This is a genomic window from Variovorax sp. Root473, from assembly GCF_001426505.1.
Classification (GTDB): domain Bacteria; phylum Pseudomonadota; class Gammaproteobacteria; order Burkholderiales; family Burkholderiaceae_C; genus Variovorax.
The window spans coordinates 524,374-550,898 of sequence record NZ_LMEV01000017.1 but is presented as its reverse complement, the minus strand read 5'-3'; the positions used below and the strand labels follow the sequence as shown (position 1 = coordinate 550,898).

The following is a 26,525-nucleotide window of genomic DNA, read 5'->3' as shown; positions in this document are numbered from 1 at the left end:
TCAGAGCGGCCGGGTCAGGTACACCGCCTCGCGCCCCACGATCGCGCGCTGCGCGGGCATGAAGATCGTGCAGTCATCGCACAGCGCGCGGATTTCCTCGTCGCCGTTGGTGGCGATCAGTTCGCCCTGGGCAAAGGTCTCGAAGCCGATCAGCGGGCGCACGAAGGCGAAGTCTTCCGACTGGATGACGTAGGTCTTCAGCAGCTCGAAGCGGCGCTGCGGGCCGGGCGCGGGCACGGCGGGGTCCTTGTCGATGAGGCCGAAGTGCGCCAGGAAGTCGAGCGAGATGGCGGTGGCCAGGTCCGAGGCCGAGCGCAGGAAGTGCTGGCCGCATTCGGCCACCAGTGCCACGCCCTTGCCGTCGGCCTTGCCATGCTGGCCGTGCTGGATCAGCGGCGTGCCGGAGCCCAGGCCGTCGGGCATCACCAGGTGCACCGACGGGCGGCCGATGGCCATGGCGGCCTCGGCGTTGCGGTCGAAGGCCGGGTAGACCCAGAACGGGATCACCGGCTGGCTCGTGGAATGGATGTCGAGGATGTGGTCGGCCGCGCTCACCACCGGGCGCAGCTCGCGGGCGCGGCGCAGCTCGGGGCTGTCCTCGCTGCCGTCGAGCCACTCGGGCGACCACACGCGGTTGAGGTTGTGCACCAGCTGGCGGCTGTCGAAAGGCAGCGCCTCGTTGAAGGACTCGTACGCCGCCACATTGGCAAAGCTGATGGTGAGCGTGCCGATCTTCGGGCGCACGCCGGTGTCGAGCAGGTGCGTGGCGGCGGTCATGCCGCAGATCTCGTTGCCGTGCGTCAGCGCATTGATCAGCACGTGCGGGCCGGGCTTGCCCGACTCGAAGCGGTGCACGTAGTCGATGCCGACGTTGCCCTCGCGGTAGGCGGACAGGTCGCGGGGGAGGACTTCGAGGGCGGGGGGCAATTGGGTCATGGGGCGGTGAACAGGTGGGATCGGAGGCCGCCGGCAAGTTTGCTACAGCTGGCAAATTCGTGCCGTGCGCCGCAAATCCCCCGATGCGGCTCATGTCCTGAGCCGCAACGCCCTCACCAGTTCACTTCCCGCTCCGGCGTCGCCGAAATGTGGTGGATCGACAGGTCCGCCCCGTCGTATTCCTCCTCCTGCGACAGCCGCAGCCCCATGGTCGCCTTGAGCGCGCCGTACACCACGGCACCGCCGATCAACGCCCAGACCACGCCGATCAGGGTGCCGATGAGCTGCGCCCACAGGTTCACGCCGCCGATGCCGCCCAGCGCCTGCGTGCCGAAGATGCCGGCCGCGATGCCGCCCCAGGTGCCGCACAGGCCGTGCAGCGGCCACACGCCGAGCACGTCGTCGATCTTCCATTTGTTCTGGGTGCGCGTGAACATGAAGACGAAGATGGCGCCGGCCACGCCGCCCGTCACGAGCGCGCCCAGCGGATGCATCAGGTCGGAGCCGGCGCACACGGCCACGAGGCCGGCGAGCGGGCCGTTGTAGACAAAGCCGGGGTCGTTCTTGCCCATGGCCAGCGCCACCAGCGTGCCGCCGACCATGGCCATCAGCGAGTTGACGGCGACGAGGCCCGAGATCTTGTCGATGCTCTGCGCGCTCATCACGTTGAAGCCGAACCAGCCCACGCACAGCACCCATGCGCCCAGCGCCAGGAACGGAATGTTCGACGGCGGGTGCGCGCTGAGCGAGCCGTCGCCTCGGTAGCGGTTGCGGCGCGCGCCCAGCAGCAGCACGGCCGGCAGCGCGAGCCAGCCGCCCACGGCATGCACCACGATCGAGCCGGCGAAGTCGTGGAACTCGTGGCCCGTGACCGAGGCGATCCAGGCCTGGATGCCGAAAGCCTTGTTCCAGGCGATGCCCTCGTACAGCGGGTAGACGAAACCGACGATCACCGCCGTGGCGATCAGCTGGGGCCAGAACTTGGCGCGCTCGGCGATGCCGCCCGAGATGATGGCCGGAATGGCGGCAGCGAAGGTCAGCAGGAAGAAGAACTTCACCAGCTCGTAGCCGCTTCTTGCCGACAGTTCGGTGGCGCTGACGAAGAAATGCGTGCCGTAGGCCACGCCGTAGCCCACCAGGAAGTACACGATGGTCGACACCGAGAAGTCGACCAGGATCTTGACCAGCGCATTGACCTGGTTCTTCTTGCGCACGGTGCCCAGTTCCAGAAAGGCAAAACCGGCATGCATGGCCAGGACCATGATGGCGCCGAGAAGGATGAACAGCGCATCAGCGCCCTGTTTGAGTGCGTCCATGAGAGCTTCTTGCAGGTTTTTGGTTTGATTTGGTGCGTCGCACCCGAACGGCTCGGGGCGTCGGCGCAAGAAAGCAAAAATGGTGCCTGAGGGCTCTTTGATGGTGCAGAACGACCCAGGAATGGGCCGTTTTCGCAGGGCGCGCACCGGATCGGAACGCGAGGCCGCAGCGATCAGCCGGCGCCGCCGCGCAGCGCGTCTCGGTAGCGCCGGCTGCAGGGCACGCTCGTGCCGTCGCGCATGTGCAGCCGGGCGTCACCGCCGTCGAGCGGCTCGATCTCCTTGATGCGGCCCAGGTTCACCGCGTGGCTGCGGTGCACGCGCACGAAGGTGGCGGGGTCGAGCTGGGTCAGGAAGTCGGTGAGCGTGGCGCGCAGCAGGTAGTCGTGGCCGTTGACGTGCAGGCCGACGTAGTTGCCCTCGGCCTGCAGCCAGTCGATGTCGGTGGCGGCGATGAGGAATTCGCGGCGCAGCTTGCGCACGAGGAAGCGCTCGGGGCGGGCCGGTGGCGGCGCTACCGGCGTTGGCGGTTCCTGTACCGAGGGCTCGACTCCCTCCCTCTCCTCCAAAGCCTCGGGCACCGGCGCCACGCCCTCTTCCGGCGGATCGAGCACGCGCGCCTCGCCCTGCAGCCGCAGCATGAAGAGCCGGTAGGCCCAGACGCCGAAGACCATCGTGGCGTAGACGCGCACGTCCTTCAGGTACTCGTAGCCCCATCGCCCCATGGCGGCGACGAAGTCGTAGGGCTCTGCGGCCGCCGTGTACACCGCGGCGCGCAGGCCGAACATCGCCGTCACGTGCGCCAGGCTCAGGAGCACGCTGGCCACCAGATGCCCGGCGAGAAAGCGCACCCAGTGATCGCGCGCCAGCGGCGACAGTCGGCGCTCCACGGCCACCAGCACCGGCACCAGGGCCAGCAGCGCGACGTGGCTCGACACCTCCCAGGTCACAACCTCCCAGTTCGCACGCGGCACAGCGCGGCCGCGGGCGTCGATGAGCGCGACCACGGTGCCGATCGCGGCCTGCACCGCCATCAGCACGATCCAGAAGCCGACCTCGACATACCGCCGGATCGGTTCGTAGCGCTCGTAGAGGTTCTTGCGCGGCTCGCTCATGCGGGGATTCTCGCGAACCGGGGCCGCATTTCATCCCCGGGGGCCACCGTTCGTCACAAATCCGGGGCGATCCGTCCCCGCGACGGCCCGGGGGGCGGGCGCGGGGGCCACGATGACCGCCGTTTCTTCATTCCGGGAGCCCGCCATGCCCTCCGATTCCGTTCCCACGACGCAGCGCCGCCACGACATCGACGCCCTGCGCGCCCTCGCCTTCCTGCTCGTCATCCTCTATCACGTGGGCATGTACTACGTGGCCGACTGGCCCTGGCACCTCAAGAGTCCGCACGCGGCCGAGTGGCTGCCGTGGCCGATGCGGGTGCTGAACCTGTGGCGCATGGACCTGGTGTTCCTGATCTCGGGCGTGTCGCTCGGCTTCCTGAGCCGCGGCCAGGGCACCTGGGGCCTGCTGCGCGGCCGGGGCCTGCGGCTGATGCTGCCGCTGGCCTTCGGCATGGCGGTGGTCGTGCCCTACCAGGCGTATGCCGAGGGCGTGGCGCGCGGGCTGGTGGCGCCGGGCTTGGGCACCTTTCTGCTGCGCTACCTGTCGATGGGCGCACCGTGGTCCAAGGGCGCGTTCGCGGGGGCGGAGTTCGGCATCACCTGGAACCACCTCTGGTACCTGCCCTACCTGTTTCTCTACACGGCGGGGGTCGCGCTGACGCTGCCGCTGTGGCGCTCGGCGGCCGGCCAGTGGGTGCGGCGGCGCTTCAACGGGCTGCGCGGCTGGCAGCTGCTGGTGCTGCCGGCACTGCCGCTGCTGGCGTGGACGGTGCTGCTGGCGCGGCACTTTCCGGCCACGCACAACCTGGTGTGGGACTTCCACCTGCACAGCATCTACTTCACCGTCTTCCTCTACGGCTACTGGATGGGTGTGGACACGGGCATCTGGCGCGAACTCGAACGGCTGCGCCGCATGTCGCTGCTGCTGGCCGTGGCGGCGATCGGCGCGTTCATCGCCTTGCGCGTCGGCGCCAAGGCTCCGCCCACGGGGCTGCTGATGGACGTGCTGCGCAATGCCTACCTGTGGCTCGCGGTCGCCACGATCCTGGGCCATGGCCATCGCCACCTGAACCGCCCCTGGCCGTGGTTGCGCTGGGCCAACGCGTCGGTCTACCCCTGGTACATGCTGCACCAGACGCTGATCGTCGCCGGCGTGGCGCTGCTCGCACCGCTCGCGCTCGGTCCGGTGTGGGAACCGATGGCGCTGATCGCCGTGACGATGGCCGGCTGCTGGCTGCTGACCGATGGGCTGATCCGCCGCGTCGGCTGGCTGCGGCCGCTCTTCGGGCTGAAGCGCAAGTTCGACGCCGAGCCCGCGGTGGTCACGCCGCCTGCTTCGGCTTCGGCGTCGTCGCTGCCTCGTCCACCGGCACCAGGATGGCGTTCGCCGTCGCCACGAGCTTGAGCTTGTCTTCGCCCTGGCCCTCGGGTTGCGCGAACAGTTCGGCGCCGACGAACACCTGCTTGCGCCCCGCCTTCACCACGCGCCCGCGCGCCACGAAGGCTTCGCCTATCGCGGGCGAAATGCAGTTGATCGAAAAGTGCGAGGCCAGCACGCGGCCCGCCACGGTGGCGGCCGCGAAGCCGCTCACGGTATCGAGCAGCGCGGCGATCATGCCCGCGTGCAGGAAGCCGGTGTACTGGCCCATGTCTTCCTCGCGCCATTTCATGCGCAGTTCGGCCTGCCCGTCGGCGGCCTGGGTGACGTCGAAGCCGGCCCAGCGATTGAAGGCGGCCGAACGGTTGATGGCCTGGATCGTGTCGAGCATGGGGGGGTGTCCTTTCAGGGTGAATCAATGGATGGAAGGCGAGACCCACTCTAGGAAGCGGAGCCGCCGCGCACCGTCTCTTGGGAGACCGGTTCGCCGCCGGCAGATGCCTGCGCGACAGCAGCGCACCCGCGTCACATCGGCGTCATGAAAAAAACTTCGCAACGCCTTAACCCCGTTCGCCTGCCTGGTCCGTAGAAGCGGAGATTCGTCACCGACTTTCTTCCGGAAGGCTTTCCATGCACATACCGTTCACCGCCCGTCCCCTCCTGCGCGCCACAGCCCTCGCCGCTTTCTGGCTGACCGCGGGCGCTGGCGCCCACGCGCAGCTGCAGGCCGATGCCTCGCGCATCACCCAGGTCAAGGTCTACCCCGGCAGCGCCACGGTGGAGCGCGTGGCGCGCGTCGCGGCGGGCAGCCGCTCGGTCACCTTCGCCTGCCTGCCGGCCGGGCTCGACGTGCAGAGCCTGCAGGTGTCGGCCGGCGCGGCGGTGCGCGTGGGCGAGACCTCGGTGCTCAGCGAGGCGCGCGAGCTCTCGGCCCACTGCGCGACCAGCGCGCTCGACGGCCGCATCCGCGAGCTCGAAGACCAGAAGGCCGCGCTGCAGGCCGAGACCGATGCGCTGGGCATGGTCACGGGGTATCTCAAGGGGCTGTCGGGCGGCGAGTCGGGCCCCGGCGCGCGTGCGCCGACGGACGCGCGCAACCTCGCGGCCATGACCGAGGCGATGCGCCGCTCGGGCCAGGACGCGCTGCTCAAGCAGCACCAGATCCAGCGCCAGCAGACCGACCTCGACCGCCAACTCAAGCCACTGCTGGCCGAACGTGGCCGCACGCAGGGCCAGGGCGCGCAGGTGAGGGCCGTCACCGTCACGCTGGCCGCGAGTGCCGACGCCGACGTGAAGCTCAGCTACCAGGTCGCCGGCCCGGGCTGGACGCCGAGCTACCGCGCGCTGCTCGACACCACGACGCGCAAGGTGCGCATCGAGCGCCAGGCGCTGGTGGCGCAAGCCACGGGCGAGGACTGGCGCGGCGTGAAGCTGGTGCTGTCCACTGGCCAGCCGCGCCGCGAGACCACGGGGCGCACGCCGGGCGCGTGGCGCATCGGCATCGAGCCGCCGCCGCGCGCGAACGCCGAGTCGGCGTACATGGCCGCGCCGATGGCCGCCGCCCCCTCGCCCATTGCCGCCGACCGCAAGATGGCCATGGAGCGCGCACGCGAGCCGCTGTTCGACGTGAGCGTGTTCGACAACAGCTTCGCCACCGAATTCGCCGTGCCGCAAAGCATCGACGTGCCTTCCAACGGACAGCGCGTGACCCTGGCACTGGGCCAGCATGAAGACACGGCGCAGCTCGCCGCGCGCACCAGCCCGCGCGTGGACCCGAGCGCCTTCCTGGTCGCCGAGATGGCGCAGCCCTCGGGCGTCTGGCCGACCGGCCCGATGCAGCTGTACCGCGACGGCAACTTCGTCGGCCAGGGCCGCTGGAACGCGCCGAGCGACGCGAAGCTCACGCTCTCGTTCGGCCGCGACGAACTGGTGCGCGTGCAGGTCGAGCCGGAGCGCGACAACCAGGGCTCGGGCGGCTTCGCCGGTTCGCGCGCCGAGCGCCAGGTGCAGCGCGCCTACGTGGTCGAGAACCGCCACCGCACGCCGATCGCGGTGCAGGTGCTGGAGGCCGCGCCGGTGTCGGTCGACGAGCAGGTGCGCGTGACCACGCGCTTCTCGCCGCAGCCGGCCGAGCAGGCGTGGAACAAGCAGCCGGGGCTGGCGATGTGGCGCTTCGACCTGGACGCGGGGCAGACGGCGCGCGTGTCGGCGGACTACACGATCGGCTATCCGAAGGACGCCCGGCTGCAGATGCGCTGAGCGCGCACCGCAGCGGCGTCGTCGTTAGAAATCGAACTTCGCCGACACCTCGAAGGTCCGCCGCGGTGCCAGCAGCACCTGGCTCGGGGCGCGGCCGGTCCAGGTGGCGTAGAGCCGGTCCGTCAGGTTGCGCACGCGAAAGCTCAGCAGCGCGTTCTTCAGGCGGTAGCTCACGGCCGCGTCGACCGTGGTGAAGCCGTTGATGCGGATCTGGTTGGCGTTGTCGGTGTACATCGGCCCGGTGTGATTGAGCGAGGCGAAGTACTCGAACTTCGAGCCGTCGGGCCGGTAGGTGGCGAAGACATTGGCCATGCGCTCGGGCACGTTCGGCGGGGTCTTGCCCACGCGCGAGACGTTGCCGGCTTCGACCAGCGTGTCGAAGCGCGCATCGAGTGCCGCCAGGTTGCCCGCCAGCGTCCATTCGCGCGTGGGCCTCCACACGGCCGACAGCTCGAGGCCGCGCGACGACTGGCGGCCGTTGTTCACGGTGGTGGCGGCGTTGTTCGGGTCGCGCGAGAGCACGTTGTCGAGTTCGATCTTGTACAGCGCGGCGGTCCACTCCAGGTTGGCCGCGGGCAGGCTCTGCTTGAAGCCCACCTCGGCCTGCTTGCCGCGCGACATCGGAAACGCCGCGTTGGAAGCCGACAGAAGGAAGAGCGAACCCACCGGCAGCGTGGCGTTGGTGTACTGCGCGTAGACACTCGATTGCGGCGACAGGTCGTACACCGCGCCGAGGCGCCCCGAGGTGGCGCGGTAGCTCGCACCGAAGCGCGAGACACTGCCTGCGTTCAGGTCCCAGATGCGGCGGTCGACCTCGGTGCGGTCGTGGCGCAGGCCGCCGACCAGCGTGAGGTCGCGCATCGGCTTGAGCGCGTCTTCCACGAAGACCGAGGTGACCTTCACGCGCGAGAAGGTGTCGGCGCGGTTGCCCGCGCCGGTGGTCAGCGCGGGGTTGTCGTCGAAGTAGCCGGTGTACGGGTCGAACACGGGCACGCGCAGCTGCGCGGCGGTGGCGGGGCTGCTGTTGGAAAAGCGGCGCTGGCTGCCGAAGCGTGTTTCGCTGTACTCGCCGCCGACGACGAAGCGGTTGTCCAGGCCAGCGATCTTTCCCTTGTGCGTGGCGTCGAAGCGGTCGAGCCAGAAGTCCTGGTCGTGCGTGATGAGCGTCTGGTCGCGCGCGATGCTGGCGGGCGGCACGAAGGTCGCGCTTTCGGAATTGCGGAACATGCGCTTCGATTGGTTGGCCGAGAACTCGTTGCGCCACGACCAGCCGCCGCCCGCCTGCCCCGTCAGGCGTGCGCGCAGCCAGTAGGTTTCTGAAGAGTTCTCGTCGTCGTGGACGTTGTAGTTGGTGCGCGCCATGCGCCGGTCGATCACGCGGCCGTCGGGCGTGCTGACCACGTTCGTCGGCTGCGTGGCGAAGCTGCGCGGCACGAGCGGCGTGCCCCAGTAGGCGTCGTTGTCGTCGCGCAGGTAGTCGAACGACAGGTCCAGCTTCACCGAGCCGCCCAGGTCCACCAAGAGGCCGCTCGTGAAGTGGTCGATGCGCTCGCCGTTGCGGTCGATGGTGCCCACCTTCGTGTCGTTGCGGCTGTAGTCGAGCCGGTAGGCGCTGGCCTCGTCCAGCGCGCCGCCGAAGCCGAAGGCCGCGCGCGTGGAACCATAGCTTCCGTACGAGAGCAACGCCTCCTTGTGCGGGTTGCTGCGGTCGGGCCGCTTGGTCACGAAGTTGACGATGCCGCCGATAGCGCCCTCGCCGTCGAGCACCGAGGCCGGGCCCTTGAGCACTTCGATGCGCTCGTAGTTCCAGGTGTCCTGCACGCGGTTGGTGACGCCCGCGCCCGAGCTGCGCACGCCGTCGTACAGGTACATGAGGCTGGTGAAGCCGCGCAGCGACAGCGTGGTCGGCGACGACGGCGGGCCGCCGCCCGACAGGCCCGCCATGCCGCGCAACGCTTCGCTGAACGTGCGCGCGCCGCGCTGCGCGATCGCGTCCTGCGACAGGATCTCGACCGAGGCCGGCGTCTCGCGCACCGACAGGCCCAGGCGCGAGGCCGTGCCGCTCGTGTCGTCGAAGTGCAGGCTGTTCGCGTCGCGGCTGCCTTCGATGGTGACGGTGCCGAGTTCGGCGTTGCTGCTGTCTTGTGCGGATGCGACCTGGAAGACGGTGAGCGCGGCCAGCGCGGCGGCGGTGCGGGTGAACGGGGTCATGGTGCGTAGAAGAAATGAAGAAAGCGTCAAGCCACCGAGAAGCGCCGAAGCCGCCAGGCCGCGAGGCCGAGCAGCAGCAGGCTCGGCACCAGCAGTTGCAGCACGGCCAGTGCGGCCTGCCCACGCACGAGGTCGGCGGGTTCCTCGTGCCAGGCGAAGGTGGGCATGCGGTCGAAGTCGGCCGGCACGAGCGCATCGCGCGCGTCGATGCGCGGGAAGAAGAAGGCCTTCCAGGCCTCGTGGTGCGCCACGGTCTGCGCGTCGAAGCGCGCATGGCGGCGCGCGCCGTTGCCGGCCAGCGCGGTCATGCCTTCGTAGGCCACGGCCGCCGGCGACACCGCGCCGAAGCGGCCCAGAAGCGCCTGCTGTTGCGCCTGCTGTGCATCGAAGCGCGCGAGCGCGGGGCGGATCGCTTCGTCGACCTCGCGCTGGATGCGGTAGTTGGCCAGCGAGCGGCCGGCGATCTCGATCTTGCCGTCGCGCGGCACGAGGATCGCGCCCTGCCCGACGTGCTGGTACTCGGTGCCCAGCAGGTCCTGGTGGCGCTTCATCGCCTCGGCCGTGACCACGCGCTGGCGCGTGGCGAGCTCGGTACGCGAGGGCGCAGGACTCGCCTGCGTGACGGCCAGGTTGAGCAGCACGGGCGCCACCAGCACCAGCAGCACCCAGGCGATGACAAGCACCATCGCGTTCGTAGCCGACGAGGCGCCGAAGGCGTTCACCGCCACCACCAGCGCGAACCAGAACAGCGCGTAGGCGCCGACCAGCAACGCCCACCACAGCGTGGCGCTGCCCGCGCCGCCCGCCGTGAGCCCCGCATGGCGCGCGATCCACAGCACCGCCACCGGCAGCAGCACCGCCGGCCCCAGCAGCACGGCTGCGCGCACCGTGAGCTTGCCCGCGAGCAGCGTGCGCAGCCGCAGCGGTTGCGACAGCAGCAGGCGCAAGGTGCCGTTCTCGCGCTCCGCCGACAGCAGGTTGTAGCTGAGCGCAAAGATCAGCAGCGGCAGCAGGTAGACGATGACGAAGGCCAGGTCGAAATGCCCGCTCAGCAGGTGCCACGGGTTCTCGATGTCGCTCGGATTCATGAACACCACGCGGCTCTGGTTCGTGACCTGGTACTGGCTCGGGAACAGGTCGCTCTGCCCCAGCGCGACCGGGCCCAGCGGCGCAGTCGGCAGCAGCACGTGCTGCCCGCCGTAGCTGCTCGCCATGCGCGAGGGGTCGGCCGGGTTTTCAAAGGGCGTGGGCTGCGCGGTGCCGACCCCGATGGCTTCGAGCAAGGTGCGTTGCGCGGTGCGGGTGTCGCGATCGGCCTGCGCGACGGCTGCCTGCGCGCGGTCGCGCTGGGCGGTCTGCAAAAGGCCGTTGCCCAGCGCATAGGCCACGAGCAGGAGGAACAACGCGCCGACGACCCACAGGCCGCGCTCGGCAAGCATCAAACGGACTTCCTGGCGCATCACGGCCAGCAGGCGGCGGCCTTGGGGAGGAGGGATGGACATGGGTGGCATCCCCTCTCAGAGCGCGCGCTGGCGCAAGGTGGCGAAGGCCGCGAACGCCGCCGCGAGCAGCAGGCCCACGCACAGCACGATGAAGCTGCGCGCCTGGTGCCGCAGCGCCCATCCCGCACCGGGCGGGTGGTAGTCGAAGGGCGGCACGGTGGCCCAGAGCTCGGCCGTGGCCTGGTAAGAGAAGTGACGGTCACCGAGCGGATCGGCATGCGCGACGAGGTCCTTGCTCATCAGGTCCTGGATGTGGCGGCGGTGCTGCTCGGCCGCCGTGGTGAAGCGCCGGTGGTGCGAGAAGTCCGTGCCCGCCATGCCCATCGAGAAGCTGCGCACCGCGAGCAGCGGCAGCAGCAGGCCGCTCCACTCCTGCACTTTCTGCTGCTGTTCCCAGGTGTCCCACAGGCGGCCGTAGTGGCGGTCGTACACGGGGTACGAGGCCTGGTCGTCCAGGCGCAGCGCAATGCCCCACTTGCTCAGCGGCACGTCGCGCCCCCAGCGCTCGGTGGTGCCGAAGTTCTGCTGCCAGACCTGGTTCGACACGGCCTTGAGTTCCGCGCCCAGCGCCTGGTTGAACTCGAGCCGCGTCGGGCTCGGGAACCACGTGCGCGAGAGTTCGGAGAGCACGCGCGGCGCCATCACGGCCTGCCCGATCCACAACGCGAGCAGCACGGTGATCGCCATGCGCGAGGTGGACGACAGCGCCGACACACCCAGCACCAGGCACACGAAGATGCCCAGGTACACCGCGTAGCCCAGCGACCACGCGCCCAGGCGCAGCAACGCATCGATGCGCCCGCCCGGCTCCGCCCCCACCGCCACGGCAACGACTGCCACGAGCGCCGCCGGCACCAGCAGCACCGCGAGCAAGGCCGACAGCGCCAGCGCCTTGCCGGCCAGCAGGCGCAGCGGCGCCACGCCCAGGCTCAGCGTCTGGCGCAGGATGCCCTGCTCGCGCTCGCCCGCGAAGGCGTTGAAGCCCAGCACGATCACCAGCAGCGGGCCGAGCACCTGCAGGATCCAGCCCACCGACAGGTTGCCGAAGCGCTGCAGGCCGGTCGCGTCTTGTGCGGCATTGAACTTGACCTCGCTCTGGCGGTGCGCCTGCAGCCACACGGTGCTGCCGATGTAGGGGTTGATGCCCGCATCGACCATCGACAGCGGCGGCTCGGGCTTGAAGGCATGCATGCCCTGGTGCGCGGCGTCGTGCGGGTGGCGCTTGTCCTGGTGCAGCCAGTCGCGGTAGTCCATGGCCTGCGCGGCGACCTGCTCGGCATGCGCGCCGCGCTGGTGCGCCCAGCCGACGGCCAGCGCGGTGAAGAGCAACACGGCCACGAGCCCGCCGGCCCAGTACAGGCGGCCGTCGCGCAGGCGTTCGGTGAATTCGCGTCGGGCGATCCAGCGCATCGTCATCGGGTCATGCCCTCATGTGTTGCAGGTAGAGGGACTGCAGGTCGGTCTGGCCGATCTGCGCGCCGTCGAGGCTCTCGACCAGCCGGCCGCGCTTCATGATCCCGACGCGCGTGGCGGTCTGCTGCGCATGGAACAGGTCGTGCGTGGTGGTGAGCACGGCCACGCCGCGGTCGGCCGCGCGGCGCAGCAGGTCGGAGAACTCGGCCGCGGCATGCGGGTCGAGCCCCGAGGTGGGCTCGTCGAGCAGCAGCGCCTTGGCCTGCTTGGCCAGCGCCACCGCGATCCACACCTTCTGGCGCATGCCCTTCGAGTACATGCTGACGCGCTTGTCGGCGGCGGCGTGGTCCAGCCCCACCTCGGTCATCAGCGCGAGCAGGCGTTCGCGCGGCAGTTCGTGGCCCAGCGCCAGGCCGGCGAAGAAGCGCAGGTTTTCCAGGCCCGAGAGCGTGCCGTACAGCGTGACCTGCTCGGGGATGTACGCCACGTCCTGCTTGGTCGCGACGGGATGGCGCGTGACGTCGGTGCCGTTGATCTGCACCGTGCCGTCGGTCGGTGCGATGAAGTTCAGGAACAGGTTGATGGTCGTCGTCTTGCCTGCGCCGTTGGCGCCCAGCAGGCAGTAGATATCGCCGCCGCGGATGTCGAGGTCGAGGCGGTCGAGCGCGGTGTGCGCGCCGTAGCGTTTGGTGAGGCCGGAGGCTCGGAGCATGGCGGAGGGATTCCGATGGAAGGAAGAAGGAAAGGAAAGACGCGCGCAGGCACGCCCCGGCGTGGGCACGCCGATGCGGTCATCGAATGGGGAATGAAGGCGACGGCGACAGAGCCGCCGAATGCTCAGCGCTTGTTCTTGTTTTTCGCGCCGCCCTGCCGCGCCTTGAAGCGCGGGTTGGACTTGCAGATGACGTACGTGCGGCCGCGCCGCGTCACCACCTGGCAATCGCGGTGGCGCTTCTTGGCTTCTTTGAGCGAGGACAGGACTTGCATGGACGTGACCAGGGAGTTCGTTCGGACACGCGAATATACGTTATTGCGAATTCATTCTCAATAACTTTGTCAACCTTCCCCGGCCCTCCGGGGTCGCACTGCCGTCAGTGCGGCGGGTGCGCCTTGGGCGCTTTCGCACCGGCCTCGACGCAGGCTGCGCACAGGCCATGCAGCGTGACTTCGTGGTGCGTCACCTGGAAGCCCTTGGGGGCCAGGTCATGCATCGGCCCCGGGCAGGCGTGCAGCAGGAACACCTGCCCGCAGTGCGAACAATGAAAGTAGTGATGGTGGTGCCCTGCCTGGCCGCCCTCGCCTGCCTCGTGCGAAGGGTGGTCGTGCGAATCGGTCTTGCAGGCCACTTCGTAGCGCGCCGGTTCACCGGGCAGCTCGACCTTGGCGATCTCGCCGTCGGCCAGCAGCAGCGAGACCTGGCGGTACACCGTCGACAGGCTGATCTCGGGCACGATGGCCCGGGCGTGTTCAAGGATTTGGGGAGCGGTCAGCACGCGACCGGCGTCGCTGAAGGCGGAGAAAACGGCGTTGCGCTGGCGCGTGAGACGTTGCATGTTTCGATGATAGGTGCGGCCCGCGCGGCGCTCAGCGCGCCGCGCGCAAGACCTTCACTCGCGCGCCGTGGGGTTGCTGTCTGCGTCCGTGGCCTCTGGCGTTGCGGGCTTTTGCTTGCCCTTCTTGCCCCGCGCCGCCTTCTTCGCGGCGCGCTCGGCGTCGGCGCGCTGACCGGCGGCCAGCCATTGCGCGAATTCTTCGGGCGTCTCGAGCGTGATGCGCCCCAGGTTGCCGGCGCGGAACTCGTGCATCACGATTTCAGCTGCCTTCTGCAGGTTGACCTTGCCCTTGCCCAGCAGCGCGCCGCGCTTGCGGCCGATGGTGTCGAGCACGTCCTCGTCTTTCATCTCGGCCAGCGTGGCCGCGTCGAGTTCGGTGAGCTTGAAGCGCGCGACGAGGCCCTCGGCGTAGTTCGACTTGAGGTAGTCGAGCAGCTCCAGCGCCACTTCTTCTTCATCGAAAGCGTTGCGTCCCACCGCGCCGCTTGCCGCGAGGTTGTAGCCGCTCTTGGGCACGATGATGCGCGGCCACAGCATGCCGGGCGTGTCCCACAGGTAGAAGTCATCGGCCAGCGTGATGCGCTGTTCGAGCTTGGTGATGCCGGCCTCGTCGCCGGTCTTGGCCTTGCGCCCGCCCGTGAGCGTGTTGATGAGGGTGGACTTGCCCACGTTCGGAATGCCGCAGATCAGCACGCGCATCGGCTTGGCCATGCCACCGCGGTGGGGCGACAGCTCGTGGCAGGCGCGCACGATGCGCTGCGCGGGCATGGTCAGGCTGGCGTCGAGCGCAATGGCGCGGGTGTCGGGCAGCGCGTTGTAGTGCGCCAGCCAGGCCTCGGTGCGTGCGGGGTCGGCCAGGTCCTGCTTGTTGAGCACCTTGAGCGTGGGCCGCCCGGCCGTGAGCTCGGCCAGCATCGGGTTGGCGCTGGAGCCGGGCAGGCGCGCGTCGAGCAGTTCGATCACCACGTCGATGTCCTTCACCCGCTCGGTGATGGCCTTCTGGGTCGAATACATGTGACCGGGGAACCACTGGATCGCCATCGATGGATGCTCTTTCTTTCGCGCTGTCTGGAAGGGGGCCGGCCTCGCAGGCCGGGTGCGCATTGTGAACCGGGAAGCGGACCGATTTCTCGTTGCTGCGCTTTTGATAGCAACAACTGGCGTATTCACCGGCTGGGGGCGCCTGGATCACCCCTAGAATCCGCGCGCTGCGCCACGCAGCTGTTTCAAGAAGTCACAACAAGGGAGATTCCTTTCATGGTCCAGCGCCTTGCCGCCGCCCTGCTGGCGGCCACCAGCATCCTGTCCGCCACCGTGGCGCAAGCCCAGCGCCCGTCGCCGCCGCCCGGCCCGCTGACCGACGGTTTCCTGTGCTGCAACATGCGCACGTACGGCGATTCGATCAGCGACATCAACTACGACGAGCAGGGCACGAGCGTCGTGGCCGTGGGCACGCCGGCGCGCATCACGGCCTACGACTTCCGCTTCTTCAACGTCGATCTCGCGGGCAAGCCGCAGCGCATCAAGAACGACTACAGCCGCAACATCACGCTGATCGACTTCGCCCAACGCTATGTCGTCACCGAAGACCCGAAGCGCAAGATCGCGAGCTTCCCGCCCGCGGTGGGCGCGGCCATCGTCGCGGGCAAGGTGATGCCCGGCATGACGCGCGAACAGGTGCTCATGGCCATCGGCTACCCGGTGGCCAGCGAGAACCCGAGCCTGGACGCGCCCATCTGGCGCTACTGGCGCGACAGCTGGTCGGAGTTCCAGGTGAACTTCGACGAGAAGGGCCTCGTGAAAACCGTCGCGGGCAACGCCGTGGCGCTGAGCCGCGTGCTCGCCACCGCACCCTGAGCACTCTCTGAAAGCCGGCGGGGTTCGTGTGCGCTGCGTGACACGCGCAACACCCCGCAGGTTTTTGCATCGCGACGGGCGATTCCGCCCCTATGATTTGTCCGAAGCACGGCACCGCGTGCGGCGGCCGGATCGAAACCCCTGAATGGAGTGCCCGCGATGAAACCCGTCTCCGAACTGCTCAAGCGCCACGATTCCGCCGCCTGGCGCACCTCGCCTCACACCAGCGTGTTCGACGCGCTGGCCACGCTGGCGCACTTCGAAGTGGGCGCACTCATGGTGATGGACGGCGAGAAGCTCGTGGGCTTTCTCTCCGAACGCGACTACACGCGCAAGGTGGCCCTGCAGGGCAAGAACTCCAAGGAGGTGAAGGTTGCCGAGATCATGACGCCCGACGTGATGACCGTCACCCCGCAGACCCAGACCCACGCCTGCATGGCGCTCATGAGCCAGCGCAAGTTCCGCCACCTGCCCGTCGTCGACGGCGACAAGGTGGTCGGCATGATCTCCATTCAGGACCTGATGGACGACATCATTTCCGAGCACGAACAGACCATCACACAGCTGACCTCGTACATCCAAAGTTGACGCGCCAGTCCGATGCCTCGGCCGATAAGGGCATCGCACCTACGTACAGGGGCACCCGTTCGGGTGCAAAGTGAAGGCTCGTTCACCATCCAGCAGGGGCATACGCAATGCAGATCCAGGTCAACACGAGCAATGGCATCACCAACAAGGACACGCTGGAGCGCTGGGCCGACACCGAAATCAAGCAGCACCTGAGCCGTTTCGTCGAAGACGTGACGCGCGTCGAAGTACACCTGAGCGACGAGAACCACGACAAGGCCGGCGCCGGCGACAAGTGCTGCGTGATGGAAGCGCGCCTGGCGCACCACCAGCCGCTCGTGGTGACACAGCACGCAGCCAGCCTCGACGAGGCCTTCCGCGGCGCGGCCGACAAGCTCAAGCGACTGCTCGACAACACGCTGGGGCGCCTCAACAACCACCGCGACCGCGGCTCGATCCGCCGGGACGGCGAAGGCTTCGTCGCCGAATAGCCAGGCCCTTCCGTCAGGGCCCGCCGTGCAGCGCGGGCCCTTTCAGGCCCACAGCGCGGCTCAGCCCCGGCCGGCGTTGGCCATGCCCTTCGCCACTTCGTTCGCACCCTGGGCGGCACCGCTCTGCGGCACGGCCTCGCCCTCGCGCGCGGTCACTTCCGACAGGCGCGCAGCGAGCTGTTCGGGCGTGTCGGCGGCAATGCCCAGCCAGGCGCCCTGCGTGAGCGTGATGTGCGCGGCCTCGAAGGTGCCGGCGCCGGCACAGAGGATGGTGCGGTTGGGCGCGTCCTGCGCGGCCAGCACCAGCATCGCGGGCACCACGGCTTCGGGGCGGAAGGCTTCGAGCATTTCCTTGGGGAACAGGTCTTCCGTCATGCGCGTGGCAGCGGTGGGCGCCAGGCAATTCACGCGGATGTCGTTCTTGGCGCCTTCGATGCTCAGCGTCTGCATGAGGCCGACCAGCGCCAGCTTCGCGGCGCCGTAGTTGCTCTGGCCGAAGTTGCCATACAGACCGGACGACGACGTGGTCATCACGATGCGGCCGTACTTTTGCTCGTTCATCAGCGCCCAGACGGCCTTGGTGCAGTTCACGGCGCCCATCAGGTGCACGTCGACCACGAGCTTGAAGTCGGCCAGCTCCATCTTGGCGAAGCTCTTGTCGCGCAGGATGCCGGCGTTGTTGATCAGGATGTCGACGCGGCCCCAGGCGTCGACCGCCTGCTGGACCATGGCCTGCACGGCCTCGAAGTCGGTCACCGAGGCGCCGTTGGCGATCGCTTCGCCCCCGGCCGCCTTGATCTCGTCGACCACCGCCTGCGCGGCGCTCGCCGAGCCACCCGAGCCGTCGCGCGCCCCGCCCAGGTCGTTGACCACCACTTTGGCGCCACGCGCCGCCAGCGCCAGCGCGTGCTGGCGGCCCAGGCCGCCACCCGCGCCGGTCACGATGGCCACACGGCCCTGGAAGTCGATGGAGGTGCTGTTGCTCATGAGGTCTCTGCTCGCTGTCTGTAGGGGGTTGGAAAGAGGGGTGCCGGCGGGCGGCCACCCGGCGTTTTACCTCAGTTCCCTGCCCTGCCCGGCGCTGCGCAGCCCCGGCGCCAGTCACCCATGCGACGGCTGGACCGTGGCGCAGTACGCGACCAGCTGGTCGAGTTCGGCCGATTTGTCGAAGAAGGCGTCTGCGCCCAGTTGCTGCGAGCGCAGGCGCATGTCGGCGGTGGCGTAGTTGCTGAGCACCACGACCTTCTGGTGCGGCGCGCGGTGGCGGCAGGCATGGATCACGGCCAGGCCATTGCCTCGCTGCAGGAACAGATCAACGATGGCAAGGTCCCAGTCGCGCTGGTGATGGCTCAGCCAGTTGAGCGCCTCATCGGCCGTGCTCGCCGAGGCCACGACGTGCGCATCGGCCACGTCCTCGAGAAAGCCGACGAGGTTCTCGCGAATCACCGGACTGTCCTCGACCAGGTAGGCGTTGAGCGTCATCGTGAATGTCCCCGGTCCGAAGCTTGACTGCGCATGACGCCATCTTCCGGGCAGCCTCCAGGGCCACGGTGAGCCGGACAGGCCAATGCCTGTAGGCCATCGGCCAGCGGCGCTGTCGGCGCGCGCCGGCCGGGGCGGGCTCAGGCCGCGACCGGCTGCCGGCCCTGCGCCATGCCCAGGCGCGCGGGCGAGACGTACTGCTCGCGGTAGATCTCGAAGGGCATGGTGTCGGCCGCCTCGATGCGCTTCTGTTCCTGGATCGATTCGGCCGTCATGCGTTCGAACGCTGCCTGTTGCGCGGCGGAGAACGGCAGCGCGAGCAGCGCGGCGCGGGTCTGCTCCGACTGGGCGCGCACGAAGCCGACGAACGAGTTGGCGTGCTGCTGCTCGATGGCCGCGAGCACGCGCGCCGACGGCAGGCTGTCGGGGTTCTCGAGGCCAGCCTTGGCGGCGCGCACCGCGTCGACGTGCTGCGTACTGCCTTGCGCCGCGTCGAGCGCGGCGGCGATGGGCAGGCACTGCTCGATGAGTTCCATGCCCCAGTCGGCCAGGCCGACCTCGCGCGCGTCGCGGCGCAGCTTCAGGCCCGGCTCGCGGCCGCGCGCGGCCGTGAGGTGCTGGTTCTGCGCCAGGTCGGCGATTTCCTGCGGCGTGTCATCGGGGCTGTCGCTCAGCAGGCAGTGCAGCAGGAACACGTCGATGAAGCGCATGGTCTGCGCGTTGATGCCGACAGTCTCGAAGGGGTCGAGGTCCATCAGGCGTACTTCGACGTACTCCACGCCGCGCTCGCGCAGCGCATGCAGCGGGCGCTCGCCGGGGTGAATGACGCGCTTGGGGCGGATGGTGCCGTAGAACTCGTTCTCGATCTGCAGCAAGCTGGTGCCCAGCTGGTTGTAGTCGCCGCCCAGGTTGCGGATGCCGATGGCCTCGTAGGCCGGCCACGGACGTGTGAGCGCGTCCTGCAGCGAGGCGCCGTAGCCTTCCAGGCTGTTGTAGCTCACGGCCAGCGACGCCTGCGCCTCGCTCTGGTAGCCCAGGGGGCCCATGCGCAGCGAGGTGCCGTGCGGCATGTACATGCTGCCGTCGCCCAGTGGCTGCAGTTCGTGCGGGCGGCTCGCGACAAAGCTCGAACACAGGGTCGGCGAGGCGCCGAACAGGTACAGCAGCAGGAAGGCGTGGCGGCGGAAGTTGCGGATGAGCGCGAAATATTCTTCGCTCGACACATCGGGCAGCGACCAGTTGTAGTGGATGCCCGAAATGGTCTGCATGCGGCGGCCATAGCGGTGGCTCAGGCCCATGCGGTACACGCTCTTGGCGCGGCCCACGTTCGACGAGCCGTAGCGGCCGATCGGAATGGTCTCGTCGGTCGGCAGGCCGCAGGGCATGCTCGACACCCACAGGCGCTCGTCGCCGAGCTGGTCGAGCACGCGGTAGGTGAACTGGTGCACGCGCGTGAGCTCTTCGAGCGCCGACTCCACGCCCGCGTGCACGCCCGTGATGAGTTCGAGCTGCGACTCGCTGAAGTCGGTCGTGATGTGCGGATGCGTGAGCGCGGAGCCCAGTGCCAGCGGATGCGGCGTGAGGGCCAGCTTGCCGTCGGGCAATGCGCGCAGGCTCTCCTTCTCGATGCCGCGACGCATGCCCTTCAACCGCGCGGCCGGGAGTGCACCCAACCTCTCCTGCAATCTGTTGCTCATGTTCTTATGACCCATCAATCTTCTGTGGGGCTGGAAGGTAGCACGGGCGGACAGGCACTGCTGAAGCAGGGAATCCCGCATCCGGCTATGCTGTTTTTTGCTACTTTTTCCATAGCTACACTCTCAAATGCCACGCGCATTCCAGCGCGGAAGGCCCAGCGAAATTCAGACTTGGGCGCGGCCCGCCGACAGGTCGACCTCATCCGACTGGTAGACATGGATCGACGGCATGCCGTCGGCCATGGCCGCGAGCGCCTTGCCGAACGCACGCGACGCATCGACGCGAAAGTGCGCTTGCAGCGCCGCCATGTCGCTCCAGCGCTCGACGAAGGTGAGCCGCAGCGGGTCTTGCACATCGGTCGTGACGTCGTGCGAAATGCAGCCCGGCTCGCCGCGCGAGCGCAGCACGTGCTCCACGCTGATGGCCAGCATCGCCTGCAGGGTGTCGGCCTTGGCGAGCGCGTGTCCGATGACGAGGATCATGGCGGTCTCCTTCTGTGTCTCTCTCTGTCTGTCTCGTGGGTGTGCCGCAGCGGCCCGCTTGTGCGTCAGCGCAGCACGCGCAGCAAAAAGGCGTTCAGGTCGGCCACTTCTTCCATGCAGACCGAATGCGCCATCGCGTACTCGTGCCATTCGACGGTGTAGCCCAGGGCGGCGAGCGCGTCGCGCGATTGCATGGCGCGTGCCAGCGGCACCATCGGGTCCTGCCGGCCATGGCCGAGGAACACGGGCGTGCCGTGGTTGGCCGCATGGCGCTCGGCCGCGGTGGCCGCCGCCAGCGGCAGCCAGCCCGACAGGCCGACGATGCCGCCCAGGCGCTCGGCATGGCGCAGCCCGGTCAGCAGCGCCATGGCGCAGCCCTGCGAAAAACCGGCCACCACGATGCGGCTGGCGGCAATGCCGCGGGCCTTCTCATTCGCGATCAGCGTCTCGATGGCGGTCTGCGAGCGGCGCAGGCCCGCGGCGTCTTCCTGCACATTGAAATCGGCCCCGGCAATGTCGAACCACGCGGGCATCTGGTAGCCGTTGTTCAGCGTGACCGGAATCACCGGCGCATTGGGGAACACGAAGCGCACCGGGCCCACGGCCGACAGGTCGAGTTCGCCGGCAATCGGCACGAAGTCGTTGCCGTCGGCACCCAGGCCGTGCATCAGGATCACCGAGGCGGTGGGGTTCGGGGCGGTTTCGATTTCGATGGGGGGACGGGACATGGTCAACGAAGGTATTCAGGAATGCGAATGCCCGGACCTTAGCGCATTCGGGCACCCCGGGCCGCCGCGAAACGGCCGGTTGGCTGACTTGCACCTCGCAACATCCGGGCCTTCGGGTTTCCCTGCGCGCCCTTGCCGTCGCAAGGGCGCGCCGGATGCAACACAATGGCGTTTCGCATGAAGACCCCCACCCCGCCCCCGAAGACATCGTCGCCTGCCCCCGCCTTCGACAGCGAGGCGCTGCTGCGCGGCAGCGGGCTGCGCGTGACGCGCGCCGCCCAGACCGTGCTCGAACTGCTCGAACACGGCTCGCAGCCGCTGACCCACGAGGAAGTGGCCGCCGCCTACACCGCCGCCACGGGCGAGCCGCCCGACCGCGTCACGCTCTACCGTGTGCTCGACCGGCTGGTCGAAGCCGGCCTGTGCGACCGCCGCGTGGCCGCCGACCGGGTCAACCGCTTCGCACGGCACGTCGACACCGCCTCGGGCAACACCTTCGAATGCGACCAGTGCCACAAGGTGCTGGCGCTGCCCTCCGACCCCGAACTGCCCAAGGTGATGGGCCGGCTCGGCAAGGCGCTGCGCAAGCAGGGCATCGACACGCGGCACACGGCGCTCACGCTGCACGGCATGTGCGGCGACTGCGCCCGATAGGCCGCCGAGCCGACCAGGCCGCCCGTGTACGTCTCCCGGCACCACCGCCAGCCCGACCTCGGCGCGAGCCACGCGCTGATCGACGCGCATCCGCTGGGCGCCTGGGTCGTTCAGGGCGCCGACGGGCTGGTCGCCAACCACCTGCCCTTTCTGCTCGACCGCTCGCGCGGCCCGTTCGGCACGCTGCTCGGCCACGTGTCGCGTGCCAATCCCGTGTGGCGCCAGCTCGATGCCGCGGCCCCTTCGGTCGTGATGTTCCTGGGGCCGCAGGCCTACATCACGCCCGGCTGGTACCCCGGCAAGGCCGAGCACGGCCAGGTGGTGCCGACCTGGAACTACGCCGTCGCCCATGCGCACGGCATCGCGCGCGCCATCGACGACGAAGCCTGGCTGCTCGACCTGCTCGCGCGGCTGACCGCGGCGAACGAGGCCGGCCAACCCGTGCCCTGGCAAACCACGGACGCGCCCGAGACCTTCATCCGCAAGCTGGCGCGCGCCGTGGTGGGCATCGAGATCCCCATCGACCGCCTCGTAGGCAAGCTCAAGGCCAGCCAGGACGAAGCCTTGCAGGACCGTCAAGGCACGGTGCAGGGGCTGGCCGCTGTCGGCAACGAGAACGCGTCGGCCATGGCCCGGCTGGTGCAGCAGGCGATGCAGTCCGGCAGCGCCGGCGACTGAATCGCCCGCGCGCTCACGCGTTCCACGACGGAAACGGATCGGGCAGGTTCTGCCACCACGAAGGGCCGAAGCGCATCTCGTTCGGCGTCAGCAGGCAGGCATCGAGCCGCGCACGCAGCGCCGCTTCGTCCATGCCGATGCCGATCAGCACCAATTCCTGGCGCGCGTCGCCGGTGGCGTCGTCCCAGTTCTTGCGGATGAGTTCGAGCCCGTCGGGATCGCTCGGCCAGTGTTCGCGCGGCACGGCCGCCCACCACAGGCCCGCCACGCCGTAGCGGCAGGCGCCCCCGGCCTGCGACCACGCACCCGCGCGGGTCGGGCGGCTCGCGAGCCAGAAGAAGCCCTTGGAGCGCACCACGCCCTCCCACTCGCTCTGCACCAAATCCCAGAAGCGCTTCGGATGGAATGGCAGGCGCGACCGGTAGACGAAGCTGCGGATGCCGTAGGCCTCGCTCTCGGGCACGTGCTCGCCGCGCAGCTCGGCCAGCCAGCCCGGTGCCTGCTCGGCCTGCTCGAAGTCGAACAGGCCCGTGTCCAGCACGCGGTCGAGCGCAACGCGGCCGAACTCCGACTCCTCGATGCACGCACGCGGGTTGAGGCTGCGCAGGATCGCCATCAACCGCTCGCGTTCTTCCGCCGTCACGAGGTCGGTCTTGTTGACCACGAGCACATCGCAGAACTCGATCTGCTCGATCAGCAGGTCGACCACCGTGCGCGTGTCTTCGTCGCCCAGCGACTGGCCGCGCTGGCCCAGGCTGTCGGGCGAGCCGTAGTCGCGCAGAAAGTTGAAGGCATCGACCACCGTGACCATGGTGTCCAGTCGCGCCACGTCGGCCAGGCTCTGGCCGTCTTCGCCCGCGAAGGTGAAGGTCTCGGCCACGGGCAGCGGCTCGGAGATGCCGGTCGACTCGATCACGAGCTGATCGAAGCGCCCTTCCTGGGCGAGCCGCTTCACCTCGATCAGCAGGTCTTCGCGCAGCGTGCAGCAGATGCAGCCGTTGCTCATCTCGACCAGCTTCTCGTCGGTGCGCGACAGCGCGGCGCCGCCTTCGCGCACCAGCGCGGCGTCGATGTTCACCTCGCTCATGTCGTTGACGATCACCGCCACGCGGCGGCCCTCGCGGTTGTGCAGGATGTGGTTGAGCAGCGTGGTCTTGCCGGCGCCCAGGAAGCCGGACAGCACGGTGACGGGAAGGCGATCGGCCATGGGAGACTCGTTCTTCAAATGCAATGGAGTTGCATTATATGGATCGTCGCAACCGAGTTGCATTTATATCGCCATCGCCTGTCGGCCGCGCGCTCGCCTTACCATCCGGCGCATGACCGACTTTTCCGCCTTCGTCGCCCCGCCGCCCTCCGACGCGCCGCACGCTGCGGTCGTCGCCGCCGCATCGGCCTGCCTCGACCGCTTCACGGCCGCCTTCAACGCCTCGGACACGCGCGGCATGGACGCCGAACTGCACTTTCCGCACACGATGCTCTCGGGCGCGCAGCGGCTCGACTGGCCCGCGCCCGGCCAGCACCCGGCCGATTTCTTCGACACGCTCAAGGCCGGTGGCTGGGCGCGCACGCAGTACGAGCAGAAGGAGCCCGTGCTCGTGAGCCACGACAAGGTGCACTTCTTCGTGCACTACACGCGGCGCGATGCGGCCGGTGCGGTGCTCAGCACACACGCCAACCTCTGGATCGTCGTGCAGGCCGAGGGGCGCTGGGGCATCGCCTTGCGCTCGTACTGATCTCAAAGAAAACAAGGACCGTTTCCCATGTCCCTTTCCGCCCTGCAACTCGTCTGGCCCTCGCCTGAACATTTGCCCGGCTACATCGCCGCACTGGAGCGCGGTTGGTCGCCGAACAACCTGCGGGCCGAAGCCGGCCGCGAAGAGCTGGCGCTGATTCGCACCGACCCCGAAGGTTTTCTTGCCGGCCTCGTCGATCGCGAAACCAAGGGCCCGCCCATCGCGCTGCCCGACGGCGGCACCGTGCCGCGGTTGCCGGGCTACCGGCGCTGGCTGTGGGACGGCGAGTTCTGCGGCAGCATCCAGCTGCGCTGGCAGCCGGGCACCCACGCCCTGCCGCCCTACTGCCTCGGCCACATCGGCTACGGCGTGGTGCCGTGGAAAAGCGGCCGGGGCTATGCCACCGCCGCGCTGCGCGCGCTGCTGCCCGATGCGCGTGCCATCGGCCTGGACCACGTCGAGATCACGACCAGCCCCGACAACCTGGCCTCGCAGCGCGTGATCCGCGCCAACGGCGGCGTGCTGCTCGAAGAGTTCATCACCGAGCCCGGGCTCGGCGGCGCGCCCGAGCTGCGCTTTCGCATCGACGTGCGCGACCTGTCGTAGCGCGCCCTACAGCTCGAACGGCGCAACCTGCCGACCGTCGATGTCGGTGAAGCCGTAGGCACGCGCCAGGTCGCCCACGCGCAGCACCTGGCCGGTCTTGTCGAGCACCTGCGCATCGCCCGCCAGTGCGGCCACGGCGCGGCCCAGGTAGCGCGGCGATTCAGTACGTGCCAGCGCAGGACGTTCCTGCCAGTGCGCCTCGTCGGTCTTGTGGCCCGCGAGCACGAACTCGGTGCGCATCCAGCCCGGCGACACGGCCACCGAAGTCACGCCATGCGGCTGCAGTTCCTGCGCGATGCCGAAAGCCAGCCGCGTCATCGAGGCCTTGGCGAGGTCGTAGAACAGGTTGCCGCGCAGGTAATGGCCGCGGTCCCAGAAGGTAGTGGTGACGATCAGGCCCTGCTTGCGCGCCACCATGAACGGCGCGGCGCAGCGGCTGGCCACGAGGTGGTTGCGCACGCCGCGATCGAACATCGAATCCCAGTGGGCGAGCGGGTGTTCCCAGAACGGCGCCTCGAAGACGCCCGTGAAGGTTTCGTGGCCGCCCCAGGCGTTGTTCACGAGCAGGTCGAGCCGGCCCTGCTCGCGTTCGACGCGCGCGAACAGCGCCGCCACCTCGTCTTCCTTCGTGTGATCGCAGGCCACGGCAATGCCGTGTCCCCCGAGCCGCGTGACCTCGTCGGCGGTGTCGTCGATGGTGCCGGGCAAGGCGGCCAGCTCGGACAGCGCGAGCAGCTGGCCGTAGGTATCGGCCGGCTGCGCGCGGGTGCTGCGTCCCGTCACGTACACGGTGGCGCCGGCCACGCCCAGTTCCTGCGCGATGCCGTGGCCCGCGCCGCGGCTGGCGCCGGTCACCACGGCCACGCGGCCTGCCAGCGGGCGGTGCGCGGCGTCAGGGGTGGAGGGGGCTGCTGTCATGTGTCGTTGCTCCTTCGTTCGGTGAGAGTCCTCCTTCCAGCGCGAGGACAAGCCGCCACGATAGGCCGGCCTCAGCGCGCCGTCTTGGAAGAAACCGAAACCCGGCGCCCGAGGAACTCGCTGGGCGTCACGCCGCACAGGGCGCGGAACTCGTTGACGAGGTGCGACTGGTCGTAGAACCCGTGGTCCAGCGCCATGTCGGCCCAGGCCGGCGCGCTGTGCTGGCGCAGTGCTCGCAGGCAGGCATGCAGCCGCGCGAGCCGGCCCCAGGCGCGCGGAGACAGCCCGACGTGCGCATGAAAAAGCTGCTGCAGCCGACGCTCGCCCACACCGACCGCCTGCGCCACCTCGCGCAAGGCCCGGCGCCCATCGGCGGCGGCGATGAGCCGCGCGGCGTGCATCGCGGCGGCCGGCGGCGTGCCGTCCCTGGCTTTGTGCAGCCGCTTCATCAGCGCCTGCTGCAGCAGGTCGGCACGTGCAACATCGCCGCGCGCTTCGGCCATGCGCGCGAGCAGCGTCGAGCCCTCGCCGCCCCAGAGTTCATCGAGGTGCACCGCGCGGCCCGCGATCTCGCCGGCCGGCACGCCGAGCAGCGCCGCCGCCGCGCCAGGGCGCAGCGTCACCGACAGGCCTTCGACCGTGTCGCGCATCCGCACCACGGCGGGCGCGGCGAAGGCGCCGATGGCTTCGACCGCCTGCCCCGGCGCATCGTCGGCCGAGGGCGCGTCGCCGAAGTTGAAGACCAGCCGGATCGCGCCGTCGGGCAGCACCCGCTCGCGCATCTCATGGCCGGGCGCGAAGGTCTCGCGGTACATCATCAGGTGCGACACATGCGACTGCAGTGCCGGCGCGATCGGAAGCACCTGCAGCGTGCCGTCGGGCACGCCCGACTCCGGCCCGTGCAGCGGGTCGTCGTGAAGCCGGAGGAAAAGACGTTCGGCCATG

Annotated in this window: 28 protein-coding genes; 9 read left to right on the top strand and 19 right to left on the bottom strand. The window is 69.1% G+C overall.

Features of this window, described 5'->3' with window-relative positions:
- The 3 genes from ASD34_RS15925 to ASD34_RS15915 form a co-directional block, all read right to left on the bottom strand.
- Positions 1 to 936, bottom strand: coding sequence for a succinylglutamate desuccinylase/aspartoacylase domain-containing protein (locus tag ASD34_RS15925; protein WP_056579371.1), 936 nt, complete (start codon positions 934 to 936; stop codon positions 1 to 3).
- A gap of 113 nt (positions 937 to 1,049) precedes the next feature.
- Complete coding sequence (locus ASD34_RS15920; protein ID WP_056579370.1) at positions 1,050 to 2,252, bottom strand: ammonium transporter; 1,203 nt, start codon at positions 2,250 to 2,252, stop codon at positions 1,050 to 1,052.
- Positions 2,253 to 2,425: 173 nt separating this feature from the next.
- Positions 2,426 to 3,367, bottom strand: coding sequence for a LytTR family DNA-binding domain-containing protein (locus tag ASD34_RS15915; RefSeq protein WP_056579367.1), 942 nt, complete (start codon positions 3,365 to 3,367; stop codon positions 2,426 to 2,428).
- A 145-nt stretch (positions 3,368 to 3,512) separates the two neighbouring features.
- Between ASD34_RS15915 and ASD34_RS15910 the strand changes: the two genes are divergently transcribed.
- Positions 3,513 to 4,772 (top strand): acyltransferase family protein, encoded by a 1,260-nt coding sequence (locus ASD34_RS15910; RefSeq protein WP_056579365.1) that lies wholly within the window; start codon positions 3,513 to 3,515, stop codon positions 4,770 to 4,772.
- Here ASD34_RS15910 and ASD34_RS15905 read toward each other — a convergent pair.
- Positions 4,690 to 5,136: a PaaI family thioesterase gene (locus tag ASD34_RS15905; RefSeq protein ID WP_056579363.1), complete on the bottom strand. Its 447-nt coding sequence runs from the start codon at positions 5,134 to 5,136 to the stop codon at positions 4,690 to 4,692. The genes ASD34_RS15910 and ASD34_RS15905 overlap by 83 nt on opposite strands.
- A 239-nt stretch (positions 5,137 to 5,375) precedes the next feature.
- Here ASD34_RS15905 and ASD34_RS15900 point away from each other — a divergent pair, with 239 nt between their 5' ends.
- Positions 5,376 to 7,004: a DUF4139 domain-containing protein gene (locus tag ASD34_RS15900; protein WP_056579361.1), complete on the top strand. Its 1,629-nt coding sequence runs from the start codon at positions 5,376 to 5,378 to the stop codon at positions 7,002 to 7,004.
- A 24-nt stretch (positions 7,005 to 7,028) separates the two neighbouring features.
- Here ASD34_RS15900 and ASD34_RS15895 read toward each other — a convergent pair whose 3' ends face one another.
- From ASD34_RS15895 to ylqF, 7 genes are all read right to left on the bottom strand, one after another.
- Positions 7,029 to 9,215, bottom strand: a complete 2,187-nt coding sequence (locus ASD34_RS15895) for a TonB-dependent receptor (RefSeq protein ID WP_056579359.1) — start codon at positions 9,213 to 9,215, stop codon at positions 7,029 to 7,031.
- A 26-nt stretch (positions 9,216 to 9,241) separates the two neighbouring features.
- Complete coding sequence (locus tag ASD34_RS15890; RefSeq protein WP_056579357.1) at positions 9,242 to 10,717, bottom strand: ABC transporter permease subunit; 1,476 nt, start codon at positions 10,715 to 10,717, stop codon at positions 9,242 to 9,244.
- Positions 10,718 to 10,732: 15 nt separating this feature from the next.
- Complete coding sequence (locus ASD34_RS15885) at positions 10,733 to 12,133, bottom strand: ABC transporter permease subunit (protein ID WP_056579355.1); 1,401 nt, start codon at positions 12,131 to 12,133, stop codon at positions 10,733 to 10,735.
- 4 nt (positions 12,134 to 12,137) lie between these two features.
- Entirely contained in the window at positions 12,138 to 12,842 is a 705-nt protein-coding gene (locus tag ASD34_RS15880; protein WP_056579352.1) for an ABC transporter ATP-binding protein, read from the bottom strand.
- Between the two features lie 125 nt (positions 12,843 to 12,967).
- The gene (ykgO, locus tag ASD34_RS15875; protein ID WP_013542562.1) at positions 12,968 to 13,117 is read right to left on the bottom strand and encodes a type B 50S ribosomal protein L36; all 150 of its coding nucleotides are present in this window, start codon (positions 13,115 to 13,117) and stop codon (positions 12,968 to 12,970) included.
- 104 nt (positions 13,118 to 13,221) lie between these two features.
- Complete coding sequence (locus ASD34_RS15870; RefSeq protein WP_056579350.1) at positions 13,222 to 13,683, bottom strand: Fur family transcriptional regulator; 462 nt, start codon at positions 13,681 to 13,683, stop codon at positions 13,222 to 13,224.
- Between the two features lie 54 nt (positions 13,684 to 13,737).
- A complete protein-coding gene (gene ylqF, locus ASD34_RS15865; RefSeq protein ID WP_056579348.1) occupies positions 13,738 to 14,724 on the bottom strand; it encodes a ribosome biogenesis GTPase YlqF in 987 nt (328 codons plus the stop codon).
- Between the two features lie 216 nt (positions 14,725 to 14,940).
- Here ylqF and ASD34_RS15860 point away from each other — a divergent pair, with 216 nt between their 5' ends.
- The 3 genes from ASD34_RS15860 (at position 14,941) to ASD34_RS15850 (ending at position 16,598) form a co-directional block, all read left to right on the top strand.
- Positions 14,941 to 15,540, top strand: coding sequence for a hypothetical protein (locus ASD34_RS15860; RefSeq protein ID WP_056579346.1), 600 nt, complete (start codon positions 14,941 to 14,943; stop codon positions 15,538 to 15,540).
- A gap of 159 nt (positions 15,541 to 15,699) precedes the next feature.
- Positions 15,700 to 16,128 carry a CBS domain-containing protein gene (locus ASD34_RS15855; protein ID WP_056579344.1) on the top strand — a complete coding sequence of 143 codons (429 nt, stop codon included), beginning with the start codon at positions 15,700 to 15,702 and terminating at the stop codon, positions 16,126 to 16,128.
- A 107-nt stretch (positions 16,129 to 16,235) separates the two neighbouring features.
- Positions 16,236 to 16,598: an HPF/RaiA family ribosome-associated protein gene (locus ASD34_RS15850; protein WP_056579342.1), complete on the top strand. Its 363-nt coding sequence runs from the start codon at positions 16,236 to 16,238 to the stop codon at positions 16,596 to 16,598.
- A 60-nt stretch (positions 16,599 to 16,658) separates the two neighbouring features.
- Here ASD34_RS15850 and ASD34_RS15845 read toward each other — a convergent pair whose 3' ends face one another.
- The 5 genes from ASD34_RS15845 to ASD34_RS15825 all read right to left on the bottom strand — a co-directional run bounded on the left by ASD34_RS15845 (position 16,659) and on the right by ASD34_RS15825 (position 20,988).
- Positions 16,659 to 17,585 carry an SDR family NAD(P)-dependent oxidoreductase gene (locus ASD34_RS15845; protein WP_056579340.1) on the bottom strand — a complete coding sequence of 309 codons (927 nt, stop codon included), beginning with the start codon at positions 17,583 to 17,585 and terminating at the stop codon, positions 16,659 to 16,661.
- A 114-nt stretch (positions 17,586 to 17,699) separates the two neighbouring features.
- Positions 17,700 to 18,080 (bottom strand): response regulator transcription factor, encoded by a 381-nt coding sequence (locus tag ASD34_RS15840; RefSeq protein ID WP_056579338.1) that lies wholly within the window; start codon positions 18,078 to 18,080, stop codon positions 17,700 to 17,702.
- A 140-nt stretch (positions 18,081 to 18,220) separates the two neighbouring features.
- Positions 18,221 to 19,777: a glutamate--cysteine ligase gene (gene gshA, locus ASD34_RS15835; RefSeq protein WP_056579336.1), complete on the bottom strand. Its 1,557-nt coding sequence runs from the start codon at positions 19,775 to 19,777 to the stop codon at positions 18,221 to 18,223.
- 165 nt (positions 19,778 to 19,942) lie between these two features.
- Entirely contained in the window at positions 19,943 to 20,260 is a 318-nt protein-coding gene (locus ASD34_RS15830) for a putative quinol monooxygenase (protein WP_056579335.1), read from the bottom strand.
- 65 nt (positions 20,261 to 20,325) lie between these two features.
- The gene (locus ASD34_RS15825) at positions 20,326 to 20,988 is read right to left on the bottom strand and encodes an alpha/beta hydrolase (protein ID WP_056582405.1); all 663 of its coding nucleotides are present in this window, start codon (positions 20,986 to 20,988) and stop codon (positions 20,326 to 20,328) included.
- A 177-nt stretch (positions 20,989 to 21,165) separates the two neighbouring features.
- Between ASD34_RS15825 and ASD34_RS15820 the strand changes: the two genes are divergently transcribed.
- Positions 21,166 to 21,642, top strand: a complete 477-nt coding sequence (locus tag ASD34_RS15820) for a Fur family transcriptional regulator (protein WP_056582403.1) — start codon at positions 21,166 to 21,168, stop codon at positions 21,640 to 21,642.
- Positions 21,643 to 21,666: 24 nt separating this feature from the next.
- Positions 21,667 to 22,320, top strand: a complete 654-nt coding sequence (locus ASD34_RS15815) for an FMN-binding negative transcriptional regulator (protein ID WP_056579333.1) — start codon at positions 21,667 to 21,669, stop codon at positions 22,318 to 22,320.
- A gap of 13 nt (positions 22,321 to 22,333) precedes the next feature.
- On the opposite strand, the gene zigA is transcribed toward ASD34_RS15815, so the two are convergent.
- Positions 22,334 to 23,527: a zinc metallochaperone GTPase ZigA gene (gene zigA, locus ASD34_RS15810; protein ID WP_056579330.1), complete on the bottom strand. Its 1,194-nt coding sequence runs from the start codon at positions 23,525 to 23,527 to the stop codon at positions 22,334 to 22,336.
- A 112-nt stretch (positions 23,528 to 23,639) separates the two neighbouring features.
- Between zigA and ASD34_RS15805 the strand changes: the two genes are divergently transcribed.
- Complete coding sequence (locus tag ASD34_RS15805; RefSeq protein WP_056579328.1) at positions 23,640 to 24,056, top strand: hypothetical protein; 417 nt, start codon at positions 23,640 to 23,642, stop codon at positions 24,054 to 24,056.
- Between the two features lie 27 nt (positions 24,057 to 24,083).
- Complete coding sequence (locus ASD34_RS15800) at positions 24,084 to 24,662, top strand: GNAT family N-acetyltransferase (RefSeq protein ID WP_056579326.1); 579 nt, start codon at positions 24,084 to 24,086, stop codon at positions 24,660 to 24,662.
- Positions 24,663 to 24,668: 6 nt separating this feature from the next.
- Here the strand turns inward: ASD34_RS15800 and ASD34_RS15795 are convergent, their stop codons facing one another.
- Entirely contained in the window at positions 24,669 to 25,580 is a 912-nt protein-coding gene (locus ASD34_RS15795) for an SDR family oxidoreductase (RefSeq protein WP_056579324.1), read from the bottom strand.
- Positions 25,581 to 25,651: 71 nt separating this feature from the next.
- Positions 25,652 to 26,524: a helix-turn-helix transcriptional regulator gene (locus ASD34_RS15790; RefSeq protein WP_056579322.1), complete on the bottom strand. Its 873-nt coding sequence runs from the start codon at positions 26,522 to 26,524 to the stop codon at positions 25,652 to 25,654.
- Position 26,525 lies beyond the last annotated feature (1 nt).